At 37.2% G+C, this 16,880-nt stretch carries 17 protein-coding genes; 13 read left to right on the top strand and 4 right to left on the bottom strand.

Annotated features, from left to right (window positions below; translation table 11 throughout):
- From DEU40_RS19810 to DEU40_RS19830, 5 genes are all read left to right on the top strand, one after another.
- Positions 1–1,604, top strand: a 1,604-nt coding sequence (locus tag DEU40_RS19810; RefSeq protein ID WP_228406574.1) for a protein-disulfide reductase DsbD family protein, incomplete at its 5' end; no start/stop codon positions are given.
- Positions 1,605–1,739: 135 nt separating this feature from the next.
- On the top strand, positions 1,740–3,275 hold the full coding sequence (locus tag DEU40_RS19815) for a T9SS type A sorting domain-containing protein (RefSeq protein ID WP_110011453.1): 1,536 nt from the start codon (positions 1,740–1,742) through the stop codon (positions 3,273–3,275).
- Between the two features lie 183 nt (positions 3,276–3,458).
- On the top strand, positions 3,459–3,986 hold the full coding sequence (locus DEU40_RS19820) for a biopolymer transporter ExbD (RefSeq protein ID WP_110011454.1): 528 nt from the start codon (positions 3,459–3,461) through the stop codon (positions 3,984–3,986).
- Positions 3,987–4,094: 108 nt separating this feature from the next.
- Complete coding sequence (locus tag DEU40_RS19825; protein WP_110011498.1) at positions 4,095–4,877, top strand: alpha/beta fold hydrolase; 783 nt, start codon at positions 4,095–4,097, stop codon at positions 4,875–4,877.
- Positions 4,878–4,947: 70 nt separating this feature from the next.
- Positions 4,948–5,754 carry a patatin-like phospholipase family protein gene (locus tag DEU40_RS19830; protein ID WP_110011455.1) on the top strand — a complete coding sequence of 269 codons (807 nt, stop codon included), beginning with the start codon at positions 4,948–4,950 and terminating at the stop codon, positions 5,752–5,754.
- A gap of 34 nt (positions 5,755–5,788) precedes the next feature.
- On the opposite strand, the gene DEU40_RS19835 is transcribed toward DEU40_RS19830, so the two are convergent.
- Entirely contained in the window at positions 5,789–6,793 is a 1,005-nt protein-coding gene (locus tag DEU40_RS19835; RefSeq protein WP_110011456.1) for a DHH family phosphoesterase, read from the bottom strand.
- Between the two features lie 236 nt (positions 6,794–7,029).
- Here DEU40_RS19835 and rpmH point away from each other — a divergent pair, with 236 nt between their 5' ends.
- Positions 7,030–7,188, top strand: coding sequence for a 50S ribosomal protein L34 (gene rpmH, locus DEU40_RS19840; protein ID WP_002976260.1), 159 nt, complete (start codon positions 7,030–7,032; stop codon positions 7,186–7,188).
- Positions 7,189–7,341: 153 nt separating this feature from the next.
- Entirely contained in the window at positions 7,342–8,052 is a 711-nt protein-coding gene (locus DEU40_RS19845) for a cell division ATP-binding protein FtsE (RefSeq protein WP_076594903.1), read from the top strand.
- Positions 8,053–8,111: 59 nt separating this feature from the next.
- On the opposite strand, the gene DEU40_RS19850 is transcribed toward DEU40_RS19845, so the two are convergent.
- From DEU40_RS19850 to DEU40_RS19860, 3 genes are read right to left on the bottom strand one after another with little or no spacing between them, the layout of a single operon-like run.
- Positions 8,112–8,804: a tRNA1(Val) (adenine(37)-N6)-methyltransferase gene (locus DEU40_RS19850; protein ID WP_110011457.1), complete on the bottom strand. Its 693-nt coding sequence runs from the start codon at positions 8,802–8,804 to the stop codon at positions 8,112–8,114.
- Positions 8,804–10,258 carry a sensor histidine kinase gene (locus DEU40_RS19855; RefSeq protein ID WP_110011458.1) on the bottom strand — a complete coding sequence of 485 codons (1,455 nt, stop codon included), beginning with the start codon at positions 10,256–10,258 and terminating at the stop codon, positions 8,804–8,806. The genes DEU40_RS19850 and DEU40_RS19855 overlap by 1 nt, the downstream gene beginning before the upstream one ends.
- Before the next feature lies 1 nt (position 10,259).
- Positions 10,260–10,844 carry a riboflavin synthase gene (locus tag DEU40_RS19860; RefSeq protein ID WP_110011459.1) on the bottom strand — a complete coding sequence of 195 codons (585 nt, stop codon included), beginning with the start codon at positions 10,842–10,844 and terminating at the stop codon, positions 10,260–10,262.
- 48 nt (positions 10,845–10,892) lie between these two features.
- Here DEU40_RS19860 and pdxA point away from each other — a divergent pair, with 48 nt between their 5' ends.
- From pdxA to rocD, 6 genes are all read left to right on the top strand, one after another.
- Entirely contained in the window at positions 10,893–11,984 is a 1,092-nt protein-coding gene (pdxA, locus tag DEU40_RS19865; protein WP_110011460.1) for a 4-hydroxythreonine-4-phosphate dehydrogenase PdxA, read from the top strand.
- Positions 11,985–12,068: 84 nt separating this feature from the next.
- On the top strand, positions 12,069–12,599 hold the full coding sequence (locus tag DEU40_RS19870) for a YceD family protein (RefSeq protein WP_110011461.1): 531 nt from the start codon (positions 12,069–12,071) through the stop codon (positions 12,597–12,599).
- 67 nt (positions 12,600–12,666) lie between these two features.
- Positions 12,667–12,870, top strand: coding sequence for a 50S ribosomal protein L32 (gene rpmF / locus DEU40_RS19875; protein ID WP_002976251.1), 204 nt, complete (start codon positions 12,667–12,669; stop codon positions 12,868–12,870).
- 127 nt (positions 12,871–12,997) lie between these two features.
- The gene (gene accB / locus DEU40_RS19880; protein ID WP_034692974.1) at positions 12,998–13,480 is read left to right on the top strand and encodes an acetyl-CoA carboxylase biotin carboxyl carrier protein; all 483 of its coding nucleotides are present in this window, start codon (positions 12,998–13,000) and stop codon (positions 13,478–13,480) included.
- Positions 13,481–13,563: 83 nt separating this feature from the next.
- A complete protein-coding gene (gene accC / locus DEU40_RS19885; protein WP_110011462.1) occupies positions 13,564–14,919 on the top strand; it encodes an acetyl-CoA carboxylase biotin carboxylase subunit in 1,356 nt (451 codons plus the stop codon).
- A gap of 322 nt (positions 14,920–15,241) precedes the next feature.
- Positions 15,242–16,489, top strand: coding sequence for an ornithine--oxo-acid transaminase (gene rocD / locus DEU40_RS19890; RefSeq protein ID WP_110011463.1), 1,248 nt, complete (start codon positions 15,242–15,244; stop codon positions 16,487–16,489).
- The last annotated feature ends 391 nt before the right edge of the window (positions 16,490–16,880 follow it).

The following is a 16,880-nucleotide window of genomic DNA, read 5'->3' on the forward strand; positions in this document are numbered from 1 at the left end:
CGGAAGAGGCTGCAGCCGAGGAAAACGCAGCGCCTGTAAAGGATTCAGTGAAAGTTACCGGGACCGTTACTGAAAATCCTGCAAAAACTGAAACTACGATCACAGAAGCTTCAAAACTGGATCCAAAGCAGTTGAAAATTGCAACCATCGATTTCAAAAAGCCATTGACAGATTGCGGTACTGCGTCTGCCAAAGTGGATGAAAATTACTGGACGTATCTATTCCTTGGATTTATCGGAGGATTAATCGCTTTGCTTACGCCATGTGTGTTCCCGATGATCCCATTAACGGTTTCTTTCTTTACCAAAGGAAGTAAAAACAAAGCCAAAGGAAAAAGAGACGCTCTTATTTATGGCTTTTTTATCCTTCTGATCTTTGTTTTATTAAGTATTCCTTTCCATATTATTGATGGAATTGCCGGAAATATCTTCAATGAAATTTCCACAAGTGTATGGCTGAACATTGCGTTCTTCATCATATTCATCTTCTTTGCCGGAAGTTTCTTCGGGTATTATGATATCACGCTGCCAAGTTCTATCGCCAACAAATCTTCCAAAGCGGAAGAAGCGGGAGGAATTATCGGTATTTTCTTCATGGCATTAACGTTGGTGATTGTTTCTTTCTCCTGTACAGGACCTATTTTAGGAAGTTTACTGGGAAGTGCAGTAACAGGTTCATCCAATGTTCCTATGCTGCTGACCTTTGCTTTGGCTGGATTCGGGCTGGCATGGGCGATTATTTTTGGACTGCTGGCATTATTCCCGCAGGCATTACAAAGCCTTCCGAAATCCGGAGGATGGATGAATACGGTAAAAGTTGTTTTAGGATTCGTAGAACTGGCATTAGCATTGAAATTCTTGTCTAAAGCCGATCTTGTATCCAAAACATTCTTCTTAAAAAGAGAACTTTTCATTGCGATCTGGATTATTATCGCCTTAGGATTGGCATTATACTTATTAGGATTGATCAGATTCCCTCATGATGATAAAAAGCCTAAAATCTCTATCACCAGAAAAATATTAGGGGTATTGGGAATTGGTTTCGTGATCTATCTGGTTCAGGGGTTAATCCCATCTGACCGTCCGAAACTTCAGTTATTAAGTGGAATTTTACCTCCACTGAATGTAAGCTATTTCCATGATGAAAAAGACGGGATTTTAGGAATGCATCCGGAGCACGATTTCTTCAAAGCTGTAGAACTGGCCAAAAAAGAGGATAAACCCATCCTGATCGACTTTACAGGATACGGTTGTGAAAACTGTAGAAAAATGGAGGAATTTGTATGGAGCGAACCGGATATCTTACCGATTCTTCAGAACGATGTAGTACTGGCTTCTCTCTATGTAGACGACAAGGAAGAGCTTCCTGAGGATCAGAAAACCAAAATCGACCTTGGAGACGGACAGATCAAGAAGGTAAAAACAATTGGAGACAGATGGAGTTTATTCCAGCAGGTGAACTTCAATAATAACTCTCAGCCTCACTATGTTTTAATTACTCCTGATGGTAAAGTAATCAACACGCCTGTTTCAGGATATATGCCTAAAGAGGATTTCAAAAAATTCCTTGAATGCGGGGTAAATTTCTATAAAAAGAATAAATAATTTATTAACATATCATTTAAAAACTCACACTTTATCGTGTGAGTTTTTTGTTTTAAAGAATTAAATAAACAATAAAACACCAAACGTAGGCTAAAATTAATTATATTTGAATAACTATCAACCATTCAAATACATATGAGATATTTAACATCTACTTTTTTATTTCTTATCTATTCCGTATTAGCAGCCCAGTCTGCCCCTTCCATAGAATGGCAAAAAGCATTGGGAGGCACCCATGGTGAATCTGCCAATGCCATTCAGCAAACCTCCGACGGAGGATACATTGTAGCCGGACATTCTATGTCCAATGATGGAGATGTCACCGGGAATCATGGAGGAGGAGATTACTGGATCGTAAAATTAAACCCTGCAGGAGGCATACAATGGCAAAAAACGTTAGGAGGAAGCCATGTTGATGATGCACAATCCATCCGTCAAACTACCGATGGAGGATATATTATTGCCGGATCATCCAATTCCAGTGACGGGGATATCAGCGGAAATCATGGAAATTATGATTACTGGATTGTAAAACTTGATTCCAACGGGAATATGCAATGGCAGAAATCGCTGGGTGGAAGCAGTATGGATATGGCACAATCTATTCAGCAGACTTCTGAAGGAGGATATATTGTAGCCGGATCTTCAAGTTCGAATGACGGAGATGTGAGCGGAAATCATGGAGGAGGAGACTATTGGATCGTAAAATTAGATATTAACGGAAATATACAATGGCAGAAATCGCTGGGTGGAAGCAGCAGTGAACAGGTCAATTCTGTGCAGCAAACTTTTGATGGCGGGTATATTATTGCAGGAACCACCGTGTCTACAGATGGCGATATTACTGTAAGCTACGGAAACAATGACTTTTGGGTGGTAAAACTCGATTCCGGCGGAAATATGCAATGGCAAAAAACGTTGGGCAATATTGGTGATAACATAGGATATTATGCGCAACAGACTTTTGATGGCGGTTATATTGCCGTGGGCACTTCTTTTAATTCTTCAAATCTTGAGAGCGGACTTCCCGATTATTGGGTTATCAAACTAAGCAATAACGGAACCATCGAGTGGGATAAATATTTTGGAGGAAGTTTTCATGACAACGCCATAACTATTCGCCAGACTCCCGAATGGGATTATATTGTTGCAGGTTGGACAGCTTCCAACAACGGACAGGTAACCAATCACCACGGTAATCTGGATTACTGGATCATAAAACTGGACAGCAGCGGAAATCTGAAGTGGGAGAAAACCCTGGGAGGCCCCGATTTCGATTACTTAACTGCTCTTGAACTGACCGCTGATAACGGGTATATTGTTTCAGGAAGTACAGGATCCACAAGTGGAGACGTTACCGGACATCATGGTATGACCGATGCCTGGGTAGTTAAATTAAGTCCGGAACAACTTGGCATTCCGGAAAATCAACAGAGGCATAAACCCAACCTCTACCCTAACCCTGCAAAAGACTTTTTCTATTTAGATCATCTGCCCCGGGAAAGTACTATTAGCATCACTGATATGTCCGGAAGAAAACTTTTCTCTCAAAAATATAACGAAGAAAAAATTAAAATCAGCACATCTGCATTCACGGAAGGAGTTTATATGGTACAGGTAAAAAACAGAGAAAAAATTATTCTTACAAAGAAAATAACAATCACCCGGTAACCCCCTTGAAAATATCATAATTACCCTTTCCCTTCAGGAAAAGTATTAAAAAACAGAAATATATAAAATTCACACGATAATAATCAATAGATTCATGAATCTATAAAGTTTTTAATAATCAAGGCATATGTTTTGTATGAATTATTCAAAAAAAATATAGTCTAACATTTAAAAACTTTAATCATGGCAGAAGTAATTGCACAAGAAAAACAAGGCGGAAAGCAAAAGAAAAAAATGATCCGAGTGGACATGACGCCTATGGTCGATCTGGGATTCTTACTTATCACTTTCTTTATGTTCACCACCAATTTTACAAAACCGAACGTAATGGACCTGGGACTACCCGCAAAAGACCATAATCCTAATCCAATCCCAACTGATCATGTAATTGGAGATCAAAACCAGATTACCTTTATTCTTGGAAAAGACAACCGCGTATTTTATCATCAGAGCAATCAGAAAGATCTGAATACAGGAAACCTGAAAGAAACAGATTTCAGTGGAATAAAAATTTCAAAGATCATTGCTGAAGCCTATAAGAAAGCTCCGGCACCCGATATATTCACTGTTATTGTAAAGCCAACGGATGAAGCCAATTACAAGAATTTTGTAGATATGCTGGACAATCTTGCTATTTCTAAAAAGGAAAGATATGGGGTTACAGATATCAAGCCCTGGGAAACAAAGGTTTACAAGGAATTAACTCAATAAAAGACAAGGGCATTTTTTAAATGCTCTTTTTTTTGACTAAATTTGAAAGGAGAAACGGATCTGCAGATAACCTGCTGTATTATTTTTAACCTTCTAAATTTTGGAATCATGCTGAACTTTGAAAGAAAAGGAAACGGAAAAGAAACATTGGTACTTCTTCACGGATTTATGGAAAACATATCCATCTGGAGCGATATGGAACCTCATCTTTCCAAAGATTTTTCACTGCTTAAAATTGACCTTCCCGGCCATGGACAGTCTGAAATTCTGGCAGAAGTTCATACCATGGAACTGATGGCTGAAGAAGTAAAAAAAGTACTGGATGATCAGCATTTAGAAAAAATACATCTTCTGGGACATTCCATGGGAGGATATACGTCTCTCGCTTTTGCAGAAAAATATCCCGGTTCTTTAAAAAGTCTTACTTTATTTTTCTCTACTTATTTTCCGGATGATGAAGAGAAAAAACAGCAGCGTATCAAAAGCTACAGAATCATCAGGGATGCTTTCGCACACTATGCAAGAGCCGGAGTTCCCAATTTATTCAATCCAAATGAAAGGGATATCCTGGAAGGTAAAATTGAAATAGCTCTTGAAACAGCCCTTTCCACCAACAATCTGGGAGCACTTGCCTGTGTAAAAGGTATGGTGGAAAGAACCGACAAAAAACATCTCCTTGAAAACCTGGAAGCTAAAATCTTAGTACTGGCAGGTAAACATGACAATGCTGTAAAAACAGATATGATGATCAAACATCTTCCGGACAGGACCAATATCAAATCTTATATTCTTGACTGCGGACACAACGGGCATTGGGAAAAGCCAGGAATCTGTGCAGAAATTATCAATACAGAACTTCTTCACAATCTTCCTAAAAAACTGGTTTTATAAAACAGGTTACCTGACAATTAAGCTGTGCATAACAAAAAATCCTGTATATTAGTAGAGGATAATTTTGGTAATGGCTTTATTTTCATTCAAAAAAAAGAAACCACCGGCACCACCGGTTATCGGACTTACACTTTCAGGCGGAGGAATGCGTGGGATTGCCCATATCGCCGTACTGAAAGCTTTGGAAGAATACAATCTGAAACCAAACATTATTTCAGGAACCAGTGCAGGTTCCATCATTGGTGCTTTTTATTCTTTTGGAAAAACGCCGGACGAGATGATGGAAATTGTAAAACAGACTTCTTTTTTCTCCAGATCATCCTTAAAATTATCCAAAAACGGAATTTTCAGTTCCAATTTTATTTTGAAACTGTTCAAAGATTATTTCCCGGAAGACAATTTCAGTATTTTAAAAATTCCGATGTATGTAGCCGCAACGGAAATGACTCATGGCATTGTAGATTTCTTTTCTGAAGGAGAGCTTTTTGGACCATTACTGGCTTCCTCAAGCGTTCCTTTTATTCTTCCACCGGTAAGAATTGGTGAGAAAATTTATGTGGATGGCGGCGTTCTGGATAATCTTCCCATTGAGCCTATCATGGATAAATGTAATTTTCTGATTGCCTCTCATGTCAATTCCATCAGCTATGATGAATTAAACAAAATGAGTCTGATGAAGGAATTTGACAGAATCCTTCACTTAGCCATTGCCAAGTCAGTATATTCTAAAGCGAAATACTGTAATATATTTTTAGATCCGCCTAAAATGACCAAATACAGTCTTTTCAACAAAAGATATTTGGATGAAATGTTTCAGCAGGTATATGATTACACCTGTCAGGAACTGGAAGAAAAAGGATATCGTAAAAATGTCTGATTATTCCGGAAGAATTTACAACCCTTTCACATCCCTACAAACCTTCTTCTTTCACTTTCTCTTTAAAGTTGACTATTGTTCCGGCTAAAGAATCTAAAGATTTTCCTCCGGCTGCATTAATGTGACCGCCACCGTTGAAATATTTTCTTGAGAATTGGTTTACATCCACATCATCTTTACTTCTGAAAGAAATTTTAACGAAGTCTTCATATAAATCTTCCATAAAGAATGCTGACATTTTTACACCAGCAATACTCAAACCATAATTAACAAAGCCTTCTGTATCTCCTTTCTGGAAACCGAATTCTTTCAGTTCGTTTCTTGTCAGGCTTAAAACCGCTACGGTTCCGTCATTCACCACTTCTATTCTTCCAAGAACCAAAGCAAGCAAATGCAGGCGGGAAACCGTATTGGTATCCCATGTATTGGAAGTAATCATGGCAGGATCTGCACCGTGTTCGATAAGATTAGCGATAATTCTGTGGGTAGTAGCACTGGTAGAACGAAAACGGAAACCTCCTGTATCAGTCATGATTCCGGTATAAAGACATTCTGCCATATCCTGATTCACCAGCTTTTCATCCTCCATTGCTTCAATGAAATGATAAATCATTTGTGAAGTGGCAGGAATGACTGTATCAGAATACACAAAATCAAATTGTTCCGGCTGTTGGTGATGATCAATAAGAATTTTCTTCCCCGGTGCTTTTACCAGCCAGTCGCCCAATAATCCGATTCTTGACGGAGAATTAAAATCCAGGCAGAAAATAACATCTGCTCCCGCAATCAAATCCGCAGCCAGTTTTCTTTTATATTCTGCAATAATAACTTTTTTAGATTCCGGCATCCATTTCAGAAATTTCGGAAAATCATTGGGTACGATAACCTCCGCATGAATTCCTTTTGCTTTCAGATAATGTTTTAATCCAAGGCTTGAACCAATAGCATCTCCATCCGGGTTATAATGGGTAAGGATCACTATTCTGCTATCCTGGGTAAGTAATGTATTGATATCTAAAAGTTCTGCTGGTGTAAACATCCGGTGTTTATTTTTCGTTAAAATTAAAGTTTTCAAAGATAGAGCTTTTATATAAATCATTTAAATATTATTTTTGTACCGGAAAAATGGTTTTGTGATGAGGGTTTGTTAATACCCGACCAAAAAACATTACATTTAATTTTAAAAAAAGATAATTAAAGTTTGTAACTTATAAAAATTTATATATCTTTGCAACCTGAAAATTAATAGATTAATTACGATTTAAACATATAGTAATGAGTAAAAGAACATTCCAGCCATCAGAAAGAAAGAGAAGAAACAAACACGGTTTCAGAGAAAGAATGTCTACGCCAAATGGAAGAAGAGTTTTGGCTGCGAGAAGAGCTAAAGGCAGAAAGAGATTAACTGTAAGTGCTGCACGCGCTAAGAGATAATTTCTAATTATCATATACAAAACATGCTTGAGAAGATCCTTTTCAGGCATTTTTTGTTGTTAAAATTTACTAAAATTTAGGCTACATCAACATCTTTTTTCTATTTTTAGAAGTTGAAATATTTTTATAAGAAACAGCCTTTAAAATTAAATTATGCCACATACCAATATCTCCGGAGACAATATTATAAGTTTGCAGCACGCGAAGATTGCGCAAAAAAATTTCACTGTTCTTTCTGATGTAAATCTTAACATTAAAAAAGGTAGATTCTGCTACCTTATCGGAAAAACAGGTTCCGGAAAAAGTTCCCTTCTGAAAACGCTTTACGGACACATTCCATTAGCATCAGGACACGGGGCTGTTGTAGGATTTGATCTGGCAAAACTAAAGCCGTCTGATATCCCTAATTTAAGAAGAAAACTGGGAATTGTATTCCAGGATTTCCAGCTGCTTTCAGACAGAACGGTTGAGAAAAACCTGAAGTTCGTTCTTGAAGCAACAGGATGGAATGATAAAGTAAAAATGGAAGACCGTATCAACGAGGTGTTGGGAAGCGTGAACATGAAAAGCAAGAAGCACAAAATGCCTCACGAACTTTCCGGAGGGGAACAGCAGCGTATTGCCATCGCAAGAGCCCTTCTGAATCACCCGGATCTTATCTTAGCCGATGAGCCAACAGGAAACCTTGACCCTGAGACTTCCAACGAAATTATGACGCTATTAAAGCAGGTTGCCCTTGAAAATGGCGCTGCTGTAGTAATGGCAACACACGATTATCACATGATTCAGAACTTTCCTGGTGAAGCCATCAGATGTGAAGACGGAAAAGTTTCTGTATTGGATACTTCAGAATTATTCGAATAAGAATAAAAAGAAACAAGAAGGTCAGAAATAACTAACTTCTAATCTAATTTCTAACTTCTTTATTTAAAAACATGAAACTCTTTGGTGAGTTCAAGATATTGGTCCGAGTATTGTCTCGGACTTTTTTCTATAATAAAATCAGATTCGTTGATTTCTTTTTCTTGTAACGAAAACTCCAGAATCAATCTTTTTGCCTTTGCATTTTCAATTCCTCTGATATTCGCTTTTCTGTTCAGATGCAGGTTATTTTCTTTACCAATTGAAATAAAAACTTCCCCTGCTTCCACAGGTATGATTACAGAAAATATCCCTTTTTCTGACAATAATTCTGCCGCCTTACTGATCAACTGCATGAAGTTCAATTCTACGGTCTGACGTGCAACCTTATCTTTTTCAGATCCTGATTCTTCAAAATACGGAGGATTGGACACAATAAGATCAAACCGGTCTTCCGTTTCAAAAGTTTTAAAGTCCTGATGACTGTTTTTCAACCTGGCATGAAAAGGAGAATTTTCAAAATTGAGCTGGGTAAGTTTTGCTGCCTCTTCATTAATATCTAATCCCAAAAAGCCGGCCTGAAGATTTCTTTGCGCCAGCATAAGAGAAATTAGTCCCGTACCTGTTCCTACTTCCAAAACACTGGAAGCATTTTCAACATCTGCCAAAGCTCCAAGCAGAACACCGTCTGTTCCTACACGGAAGACATCTTTAGACTGCTGAATTTGAAATTGTTTAAATGTAAATGGCTTCACTATAAATTGGTAGGCAGTGTAATAATGAATGTAGATCCCTTCCCTACTTCTGATTTCACGGAGATCTCACCTTTATAATCTTCGATCATTTTTCTCACCATGGATAAGCCAAGCCCCATCCCACTGCTTTTAGATGTAAAGTTTGGCTCAAAGATTCTTTCGTACATATTTTCAGGAATCCCGACTCCGTTATCCTGAACAGAGATAATGACTCTTCTCTGGTGCTGTTCGACATCTACATTGATGATCAGTTTTCTCTTATCACTTTCTGCCTGCTTTGCGTTGGTAACAAGGTTTGTGATAATTCTGGAAAGATAAATCCTGTCCATATTGATCATAATATTCGCCTTGTTGGCATGCATGAAAATACTGTCATCGTTGAATACACGGAGAATATCTTCAACTTCGGTATTCAGATTGATCACTTCATTATTCTTTTCAGGAAGTTTCGCAAATTCTGAGAATGCTGAAGCTACGGTAGCAATCAGATCAATCTGATCAACAATAGTTTTACTCATTTGCTTTACTCTTTCTCTGATATTCGGGTCTTCAGGATCAAATTTTCTTTCAAAATTCTGAATCGTCAGCTTCATTGGCGTCAGCGGATTTTTCACCTCATGAGCCACCTGCTTGGCCATCTCTCTCCATGCTTCTTCGGATGCTTTGAATCTAAGTCTTTCTTTCTGGTCCTGAATCTGTAGAATCATTCTGTTATAAGCTCTTGCCAAAGCATTAAGCTCATCATTCTTATAATATCTGATAGGGCGCATTTCGTTTTCAAACAAGGTAATACGGGTAATCATATCAGAGAATTTCGTAATGGTTTTGGCAAGACTATTAGACGTAACCCAGCTAATCCATATACTAAAAAGGATAAGAAATATATCTACTAAAAGAATATACTTTACATACTGATGAAGAACTTCAAGATAAGCAGATTCATTGTGGTATAAAGGAATATAAACAATTCCGATAGGCTCAAGTTCATTGTTTTTCAGCAAAAGATAGGAAGAGGTAAGCTTTGCATCCTTAGCCGCATCATAATTCACCATGTCTACTCTTGCGTCAGTAGACAGGATCTTATTGATGATTTCTATAGGAATTGTTTTCTGCTCAATTAATCCTTCATCTTTGTTGGAAAGCAAATAGTTTCCTTTCAGATCATAAATAAAAATATCATGCTGGTTGATATCCGCTATTTCAAAGATTTTATTCCCCAAAACCTCCGGAAGATCTTTTGTTTCAATAAGTTTCTGGCTTACCGCATAGTCCAGATATCGCATTACAGCATTGGTTTTATCCTGCATATCGATATTACTCTGCTGTAAAGAATGATTTCTCAATACAAAGTAAGGAACAAGTGATGTAGCAACCACACTTAAAAAACATACCAGCAGAAAACCGAAAAACACACGATTCCTTAAGCTATATCCTTTATACTTATTTATTGACATTCTACTTTTTAATTAACCTAGCAATATACTTACCAATGATATCAAATTCCAGGTTTACTTTGTCACCAATTTTCAAATGTTTCATATTCGTAAACTCCCAGGTATAAGGAATAATAGCTACGGAAAACTGATTATCTTCACTTTTAGCAACAGTAAGACTGATTCCGTTTACAGTAATGGATCCCTGAGGTACCGTTACAAAACTTCCGTCATTATCATACTTCATGGTAATAAAATAACTTCCGTCTTTATTTTCGATACTCACCACTTCACCGGTTTTATCAACATGTCCCTGAACAATATGACCATCGAGTCTTCCATCCATTTTCATACAGCGTTCAAGGTTGACAACGGTTCCCAATTCCCATTTTCCAAGGTTGGTTTTTTCCAATGTTTCATTGATTGCCGTCACCACATAATGATTGTCTTTTATTTCAACAACTGTAAGACAACAGCCGTTGTGCGCAAGGCTTTGATCAATTTTCAGTTCATTTGTAAAAGGGCAAGTCAGGGTAAAATCTATATTGCTTCCTTTTTCTTCAATCTTCTCAATAACACCAACTGCTTCAATAATTCCTGTGAACATATTATTTTTTGCTAAATTTGTAAATTATAATCTTCAAAGATAATCAAAATGAGCCCAAAAAACCATAAAGTACGAGTAGGAATTTCAATCGGTGATTTCAACGGCATCGGCCCGGAGATCATTATGAAGTCTCTGAAAGACAAAACTATTACAGATTTTTTCACACCTGTAATTTTTGGGTCGGGAAAATTATTCACTTATCAGAAAAATATTTTTAAGCTGAATCTTAATTTCAACTATGTGAATGAACCTTCGCAGGCACAGGCAGGGAAACTCAATATGGTGAACCTTACCAAAGAAAACGTGAATGTAGAACTGGGAGTTCCGACCGAAGAATCTACAAAGATGGCCATTGATTCTCTGGAAGCAGCTACTGAAGCTTTGATGAAAGGAGACATTGACGTTCTGGTAACCGCTCCGATCAACAAGGATGAAATGGTAAAGATGGGTTTCAAACATGCAGGACACACAGGATATTTTGAAGAGAAATTCAATAAAAAAGGATTAATGTTCCTTGTTACCGAAGATCTTAAAGTGGCTGTTTCCACACATCATATCCCAATTGCAAAGGTAGCTGAAAATATTTCCAAGGAAAAAATAAAGAAACAGATCCGAGTTTTAAACCAGACGCTGATAGAAGATTTCTGTATTCAAAAGCCTAAAATTGCAGTGCTGGGATTAAATCCTCACGCAGGAGATGGCGGTGTTATCGGAAATGAAGAAATCGAGATCATCAGCCCAGCTATTAAAGAACTTTCTGACAACGGAATACTGGCATTCGGACCTTTTCCTGCAGACAGTTTCTTCCAGCCGGACAAATACAAAAATTTCGATGCTGTTTTAGCGATGTATCACGACCAGGGGCTGGCTCCTTTCAAAACATTAGCGTATGAAGAAGGAGTAAATTATACGGCAGGACTTCCTTTCATCAGAACATCTCCGGATCATGGAGTTGCTTATGACATTGCAGGAAAAAATATGGCTGATGAGCAAAGTTTTACAGAAGCAATCTTTACTGCTATTAAGGTTTTCAAAAACAGAAGTGAATACAGCGAACTGATGAGCGACCGCCTGCAGCCTAGAAAAATGGCTGTAGACAACGGAATAGATGAAGATCTGCCGGAGGAAACTGAAGCATAAATCTTTAAAACAAATTTTAAATTAATTTGTTTCAGATTTTATTTGTTATTATAAAAAAAATGCATATTTTTGCACACTCATTTTATGGACAAGTTAAGAAACTATGACGTAAGCTTTTCCGGACTTAAAAACGGAAGACACGAGTTCAAGTTTGAGATAGATAAAACGTTCTTTCAATTATTTGACACTGAGCAGGAATTTACAAATCCTAGAATAGAAGTGAATGTATCGCTTGATAAACACACTACTTTTCTAGAATTTGAGATTAAAATTAATGGATTAGTTGAATTGGTTTGTGATATCACCAATGAAAATTTCGACTATCCTATTGAGAATGAAATCAAGATTTTGGTGAATTTCGGGGAAGAATATGATGACAGCAATGAAGATGTGATTACCATTCCTACCGGAGAGCATGCTTTCAATGTAGCACATTTGATTTATGAAAATGTAATGCTTTCTATCCCGATGAAAAAGATTTCACCGAATGTAAGTGATGAAGATCTTAAAATTCTTGACCAGTTCAGTCCTAAAGATATTGAGGTAACTGAAGAAGAAGAACATGAAAGTGACCCAAGATGGGATGCTTTAAGAAAATTAAAAGACAATAATTAAATAGAATAATTTAAATATGATGAGATGATGAATCTCATCGCTCATCAATTAAAAAAGTTATTAGAAAATGGCACATCCAAAGAGAAGACAGTCGTCTACAAGAAGAGATAAGAGAAGAACTCACTACAAAGCTGTAGTTCCTCAATTAGCTAAAGATGCAACAACAGGAGAGCTTCACCTATACCACAGAGCTCACTGGCATGAAGGAAAATTATACTACAGAGGTAAAGTAGTATTGGAAAAAGAAGTAGCTGCTACTGAAGAAAACTAAGAGTCGCTTTTCGCTGAAAAAGCCTCATTTTAATACAAAAACCGCCCAATTTTGATAAAATTCGGCGGTTTTTTGTTGTTTTTTACGTTTTTTTGGTATCTTTGGCATCAAATCAAATATCAAATTTATGGACATTAAAGACATACAAAATCTTATCAAGTTTGTATCTAAGGCTGAAGTTTCAGAAGTTAAGTACAAAACTAAAGATTTCGAAATCACTATTAAAACTCCATTAGCTGGAAGCGATGCTGTTTATGCACAACCTGCAGTATACCACACTGCTCCACAAGCGGTAGCTGCTCCGGCACCTGTTGCAACTCCGGCCGCTCCTGTTGCTGAAAAAGCTGAAGCTGCATCTGATGACAGCAAATATGTAACAATCAAATCTCCAATGATTGGTACTTTCTATAGAAAACCATCTCCTGATAAAGATGTATTTGTAAATGTAGGGGACGAAGTTTCTGTTGGTAAAGTAGTTTGTGTTATTGAAGCAATGAAGCTATTCAACCAGATTGAATCTGAAATCAGCGGAAAAATTGTTAAAATTTTAGTTGACGACGCTACGCCTGTAGAGTACGACCAACCTTTATTCTTAGTAGATCCATCTTAATTAAATATTGATTAATGATGATTGATAATTGATTATAAAATCAATTTCAAATTTCAAATTTTCAAATTTCAAATCGTATTAAGATGTTCAAAAAAATATTAATAGCCAATCGTGGCGAAATTGCAATGCGTATTTTACGTACTTGTAAAGAAATGGGGATCAAAACCGTTGCAGTATACTCTACTGCTGACAAAGACAGTCTTCACGTAAGATTTGCTGATGAAGCAGTATGTATTGGTCCTGCAATGAGTAAAGACTCTTATCTTAAAATCCCTAACATTATTGCTGCAGCGGAAATTACCAATGCTGACGCTATTCACCCGGGTTACGGATTTTTATCTGAAAATGCTAACTTCTCAAGAATCTGCCAGAAGAACGGTATCAAATTTATTGGTGCTTCTCCTGAACAGATTGAAAAAATGGGAGATAAAGCAAACGCTAAGGCTACTATGAAAGCAGCAGGCGTACCTTGTGTACCAGGTTCTGACGGATTGATCGAATCTTATGAACACGCTGTAAAGATAGCTGAAGAAACAGGATATCCGGTAATGATCAAAGCTACTGCTGGTGGTGGAGGTAAAGGAATGAGAGCTGTTTGGAAAGCTGAAGACCTTAAAGATCACTGGGAATCTGCTATTCAGGAAGCTGTAGCTGCCTTTGGAAATGGAGGTATGTATATGGAAAAACTGATTGAAGAGCCAAGACACATCGAAATTCAGGTTGCTGGTGACCAATTCGGAAAAGCGTGCCATCTTTCTGAAAGAGACTGTTCTGTACAGAGAAGAAATCAGAAATTAACTGAAGAAACGCCTTCTCCTTTCATGACAGATGAACTTCGTGAGAAAATGGGAGAAGCTGCCGTAAAAGCTGCTGAATTCATTGGATATGAAGGTGTAGGAACTATCGAATTCCTTGTAGACAAACACAGAAATTTCTATTTCATGGAAATGAATACAAGAATCCAGGTAGAGCACCCTATCACTGAGCAGGTAATTGATTATGACCTGATCAGAGAACAAATTCTTCTTGCTGCAGGAACTCCTATTTCAGGAATCAACTATTATCCTAAGTTACACTCCATCGAGTGCAGAATCAACGCAGAAGATCCTTATGCAGATTTCAGACCGTCTCCGGGGAAAATCACAGGATTAAATATTCCTGGCGGACACGGAATCAGAGTAGACACTCACGTTTATTCCGGATATACAATTCCTTCCAACTATGATTCAATGATTGCTAAGCTTATTACTACGGCTCAGACCCGTGAAGAAGCCATTGCAAAAATGAGACGGGCTCTTGAAGAATTCTATATTGAAGGAGTAAAAACAACTATTCCTTTCCACAGACAGCTGATGGATAATGAAGATTATCTTTCAGGGAACTATACTACAAAATTCATGGAGGATTTTGTAATGGATAGAAAATACGATAATCACTAAGATTATTTTATATACAAATTAAAACTGCCTCAAAAGGGGCAGTTTTTTTATTTAAATCCATCAATAATTCTGCCAGTCAACATATCATAAAAATCAATGAATCAAGTCCTTATTAATCGTTAATAAAAATTAATAAACAATCAGAAAATAAAATTCTGCCGGCTTAAAGATATAATACCTAAAACAAGCAATCAACAAAGAAAATATTTTCTGATACGATATTATTCCAACCTAAAATCTACTTCAATTTTCCCCCCGAACGATACTGGGTATTTGTTTATGCATATCATTAATATTGTGTAAATTTGTAAAAAACAACAATATGTCAACAGCAGAACAAACAAAAAACTCACAGTATTTTATTGACCTTGAAGACAAACATGGAGCGCACAACTATCACCCCCTTCCAGTAGTTCTGGACCGTGGAGAAGGTGTTTTCGTTTGGGATGTGGAGGGCAAAAGGTACTATGATTTTCTTTCAGCATATTCTGCTGTGAACCAGGGACACTCTCATCCAAAAATCGTAGGAGCCCTGGTAGAACAGGCTCAAAAACTGGCGTTAACTTCAAGAGCTTTCTACAACTCTAAATTAGGAGAATATGAGCAGAAAATAACCACTCTTTTTGGATTTGACAAGGTTTTACCAATGAACTCCGGAGCGGAAGCTGTGGAAACAGCGGTAAAATTGGCCAGAAAATGGAGTTATGAAGTAAAAGGAATTGCAGAAAATGCAGCGAAAATTATCGTTTGCGAAAACAATTTCCACGGAAGAACAACCACTATTGTTTCTTTCTCCAATGATCCGGATGCCAACCAGAATTACGGACCTTTTACACCAGGATTTATCAAAATTCCTTATAACGATATCGCTGCATTGGAAGAAGTATTAAGCAGAGAAGCAGGAAGTATTGCAGCGTTCTTAGTAGAACCAATTCAGGGAGAGGCCGGAGTGTATGTTCCGGATGAAAACTTCCTTAAAAATGCTTCTGAACTATGTAAAAAATATAATGTCCTTTTCATTGCTGATGAAGTTCAGACAGGTATTGCAAGAACAGGAAGACTGATTGCCTGCCACCATGAAGAGGTACAACCGGATATCCTGATCTTAGGGAAAGCACTTTCCGGAGGTATGTATCCTGTATCTGCTGTTTTAGCGAATGACAACATTATGAATGTTATCAAACCGGGACAGCATGGCTCCACGTTCGGAGGAAACCCTATTGCGTGTGCCGTAGCAGTAGCCGCATTGGATGTAGTAGCTGACGAAAAACTGTCTGAAAGAGCAGAAGAATTAGGAAAGCTTTTCAGAGCTGAAATAGAGAAGCTTATTGAAAAGACAGACCTTATTACCAAAGTAAGAGGAAAAGGTCTTTTAAATGCTATCCTTATCAATGATACACCTGATAGCTCTACTGCATGGAACCTTTGCTTGCAATTAAAAGAAAACGGATTGCTGGCAAAACCTACGCATGGCAATATCATCAGACTTGCACCGCCATTGGTCATTACTGAAGAACAATTGCTGGATTGCGTGAAAATTATTGAAAAGACTATTCTTGAGTATAAATAAACTGATATTCATCGGATATTTTAAATCGGATATTTTAATATGATCAACACTATTTGAATTGTTGATTTCCGGAAAAGATTAATGGGTATGGTAGTTAAAAACCATACCCTTAATGTATCTCATCAATACATGTATTTCCCTAGAAATACCGTCAGCAATGACTTCAAAAAAGCATAAAAAAAATCATATTTTTTCACTTTTTAAAAATTTAGGAATTGTATTTGCTATATACATCCGAATACAATAATGTATAGTCTTCGAAGGCGGCATTTTTTCGAAATTTGCATAATAGAGATAAATGACAAAGATTGGTCTATAAAATTCAAATTTAGACTTATCTTTGAAAGATTAAAACTATTTAGAATGACCTTAAGAGAGATAGTACATATTT

This window comes from Chryseobacterium sp. AG844, assembly GCF_003182335.1.
GTDB classification, from domain to species: Bacteria; Bacteroidota; Bacteroidia; order Flavobacteriales; family Weeksellaceae; genus Chryseobacterium; species Chryseobacterium cupriresistens.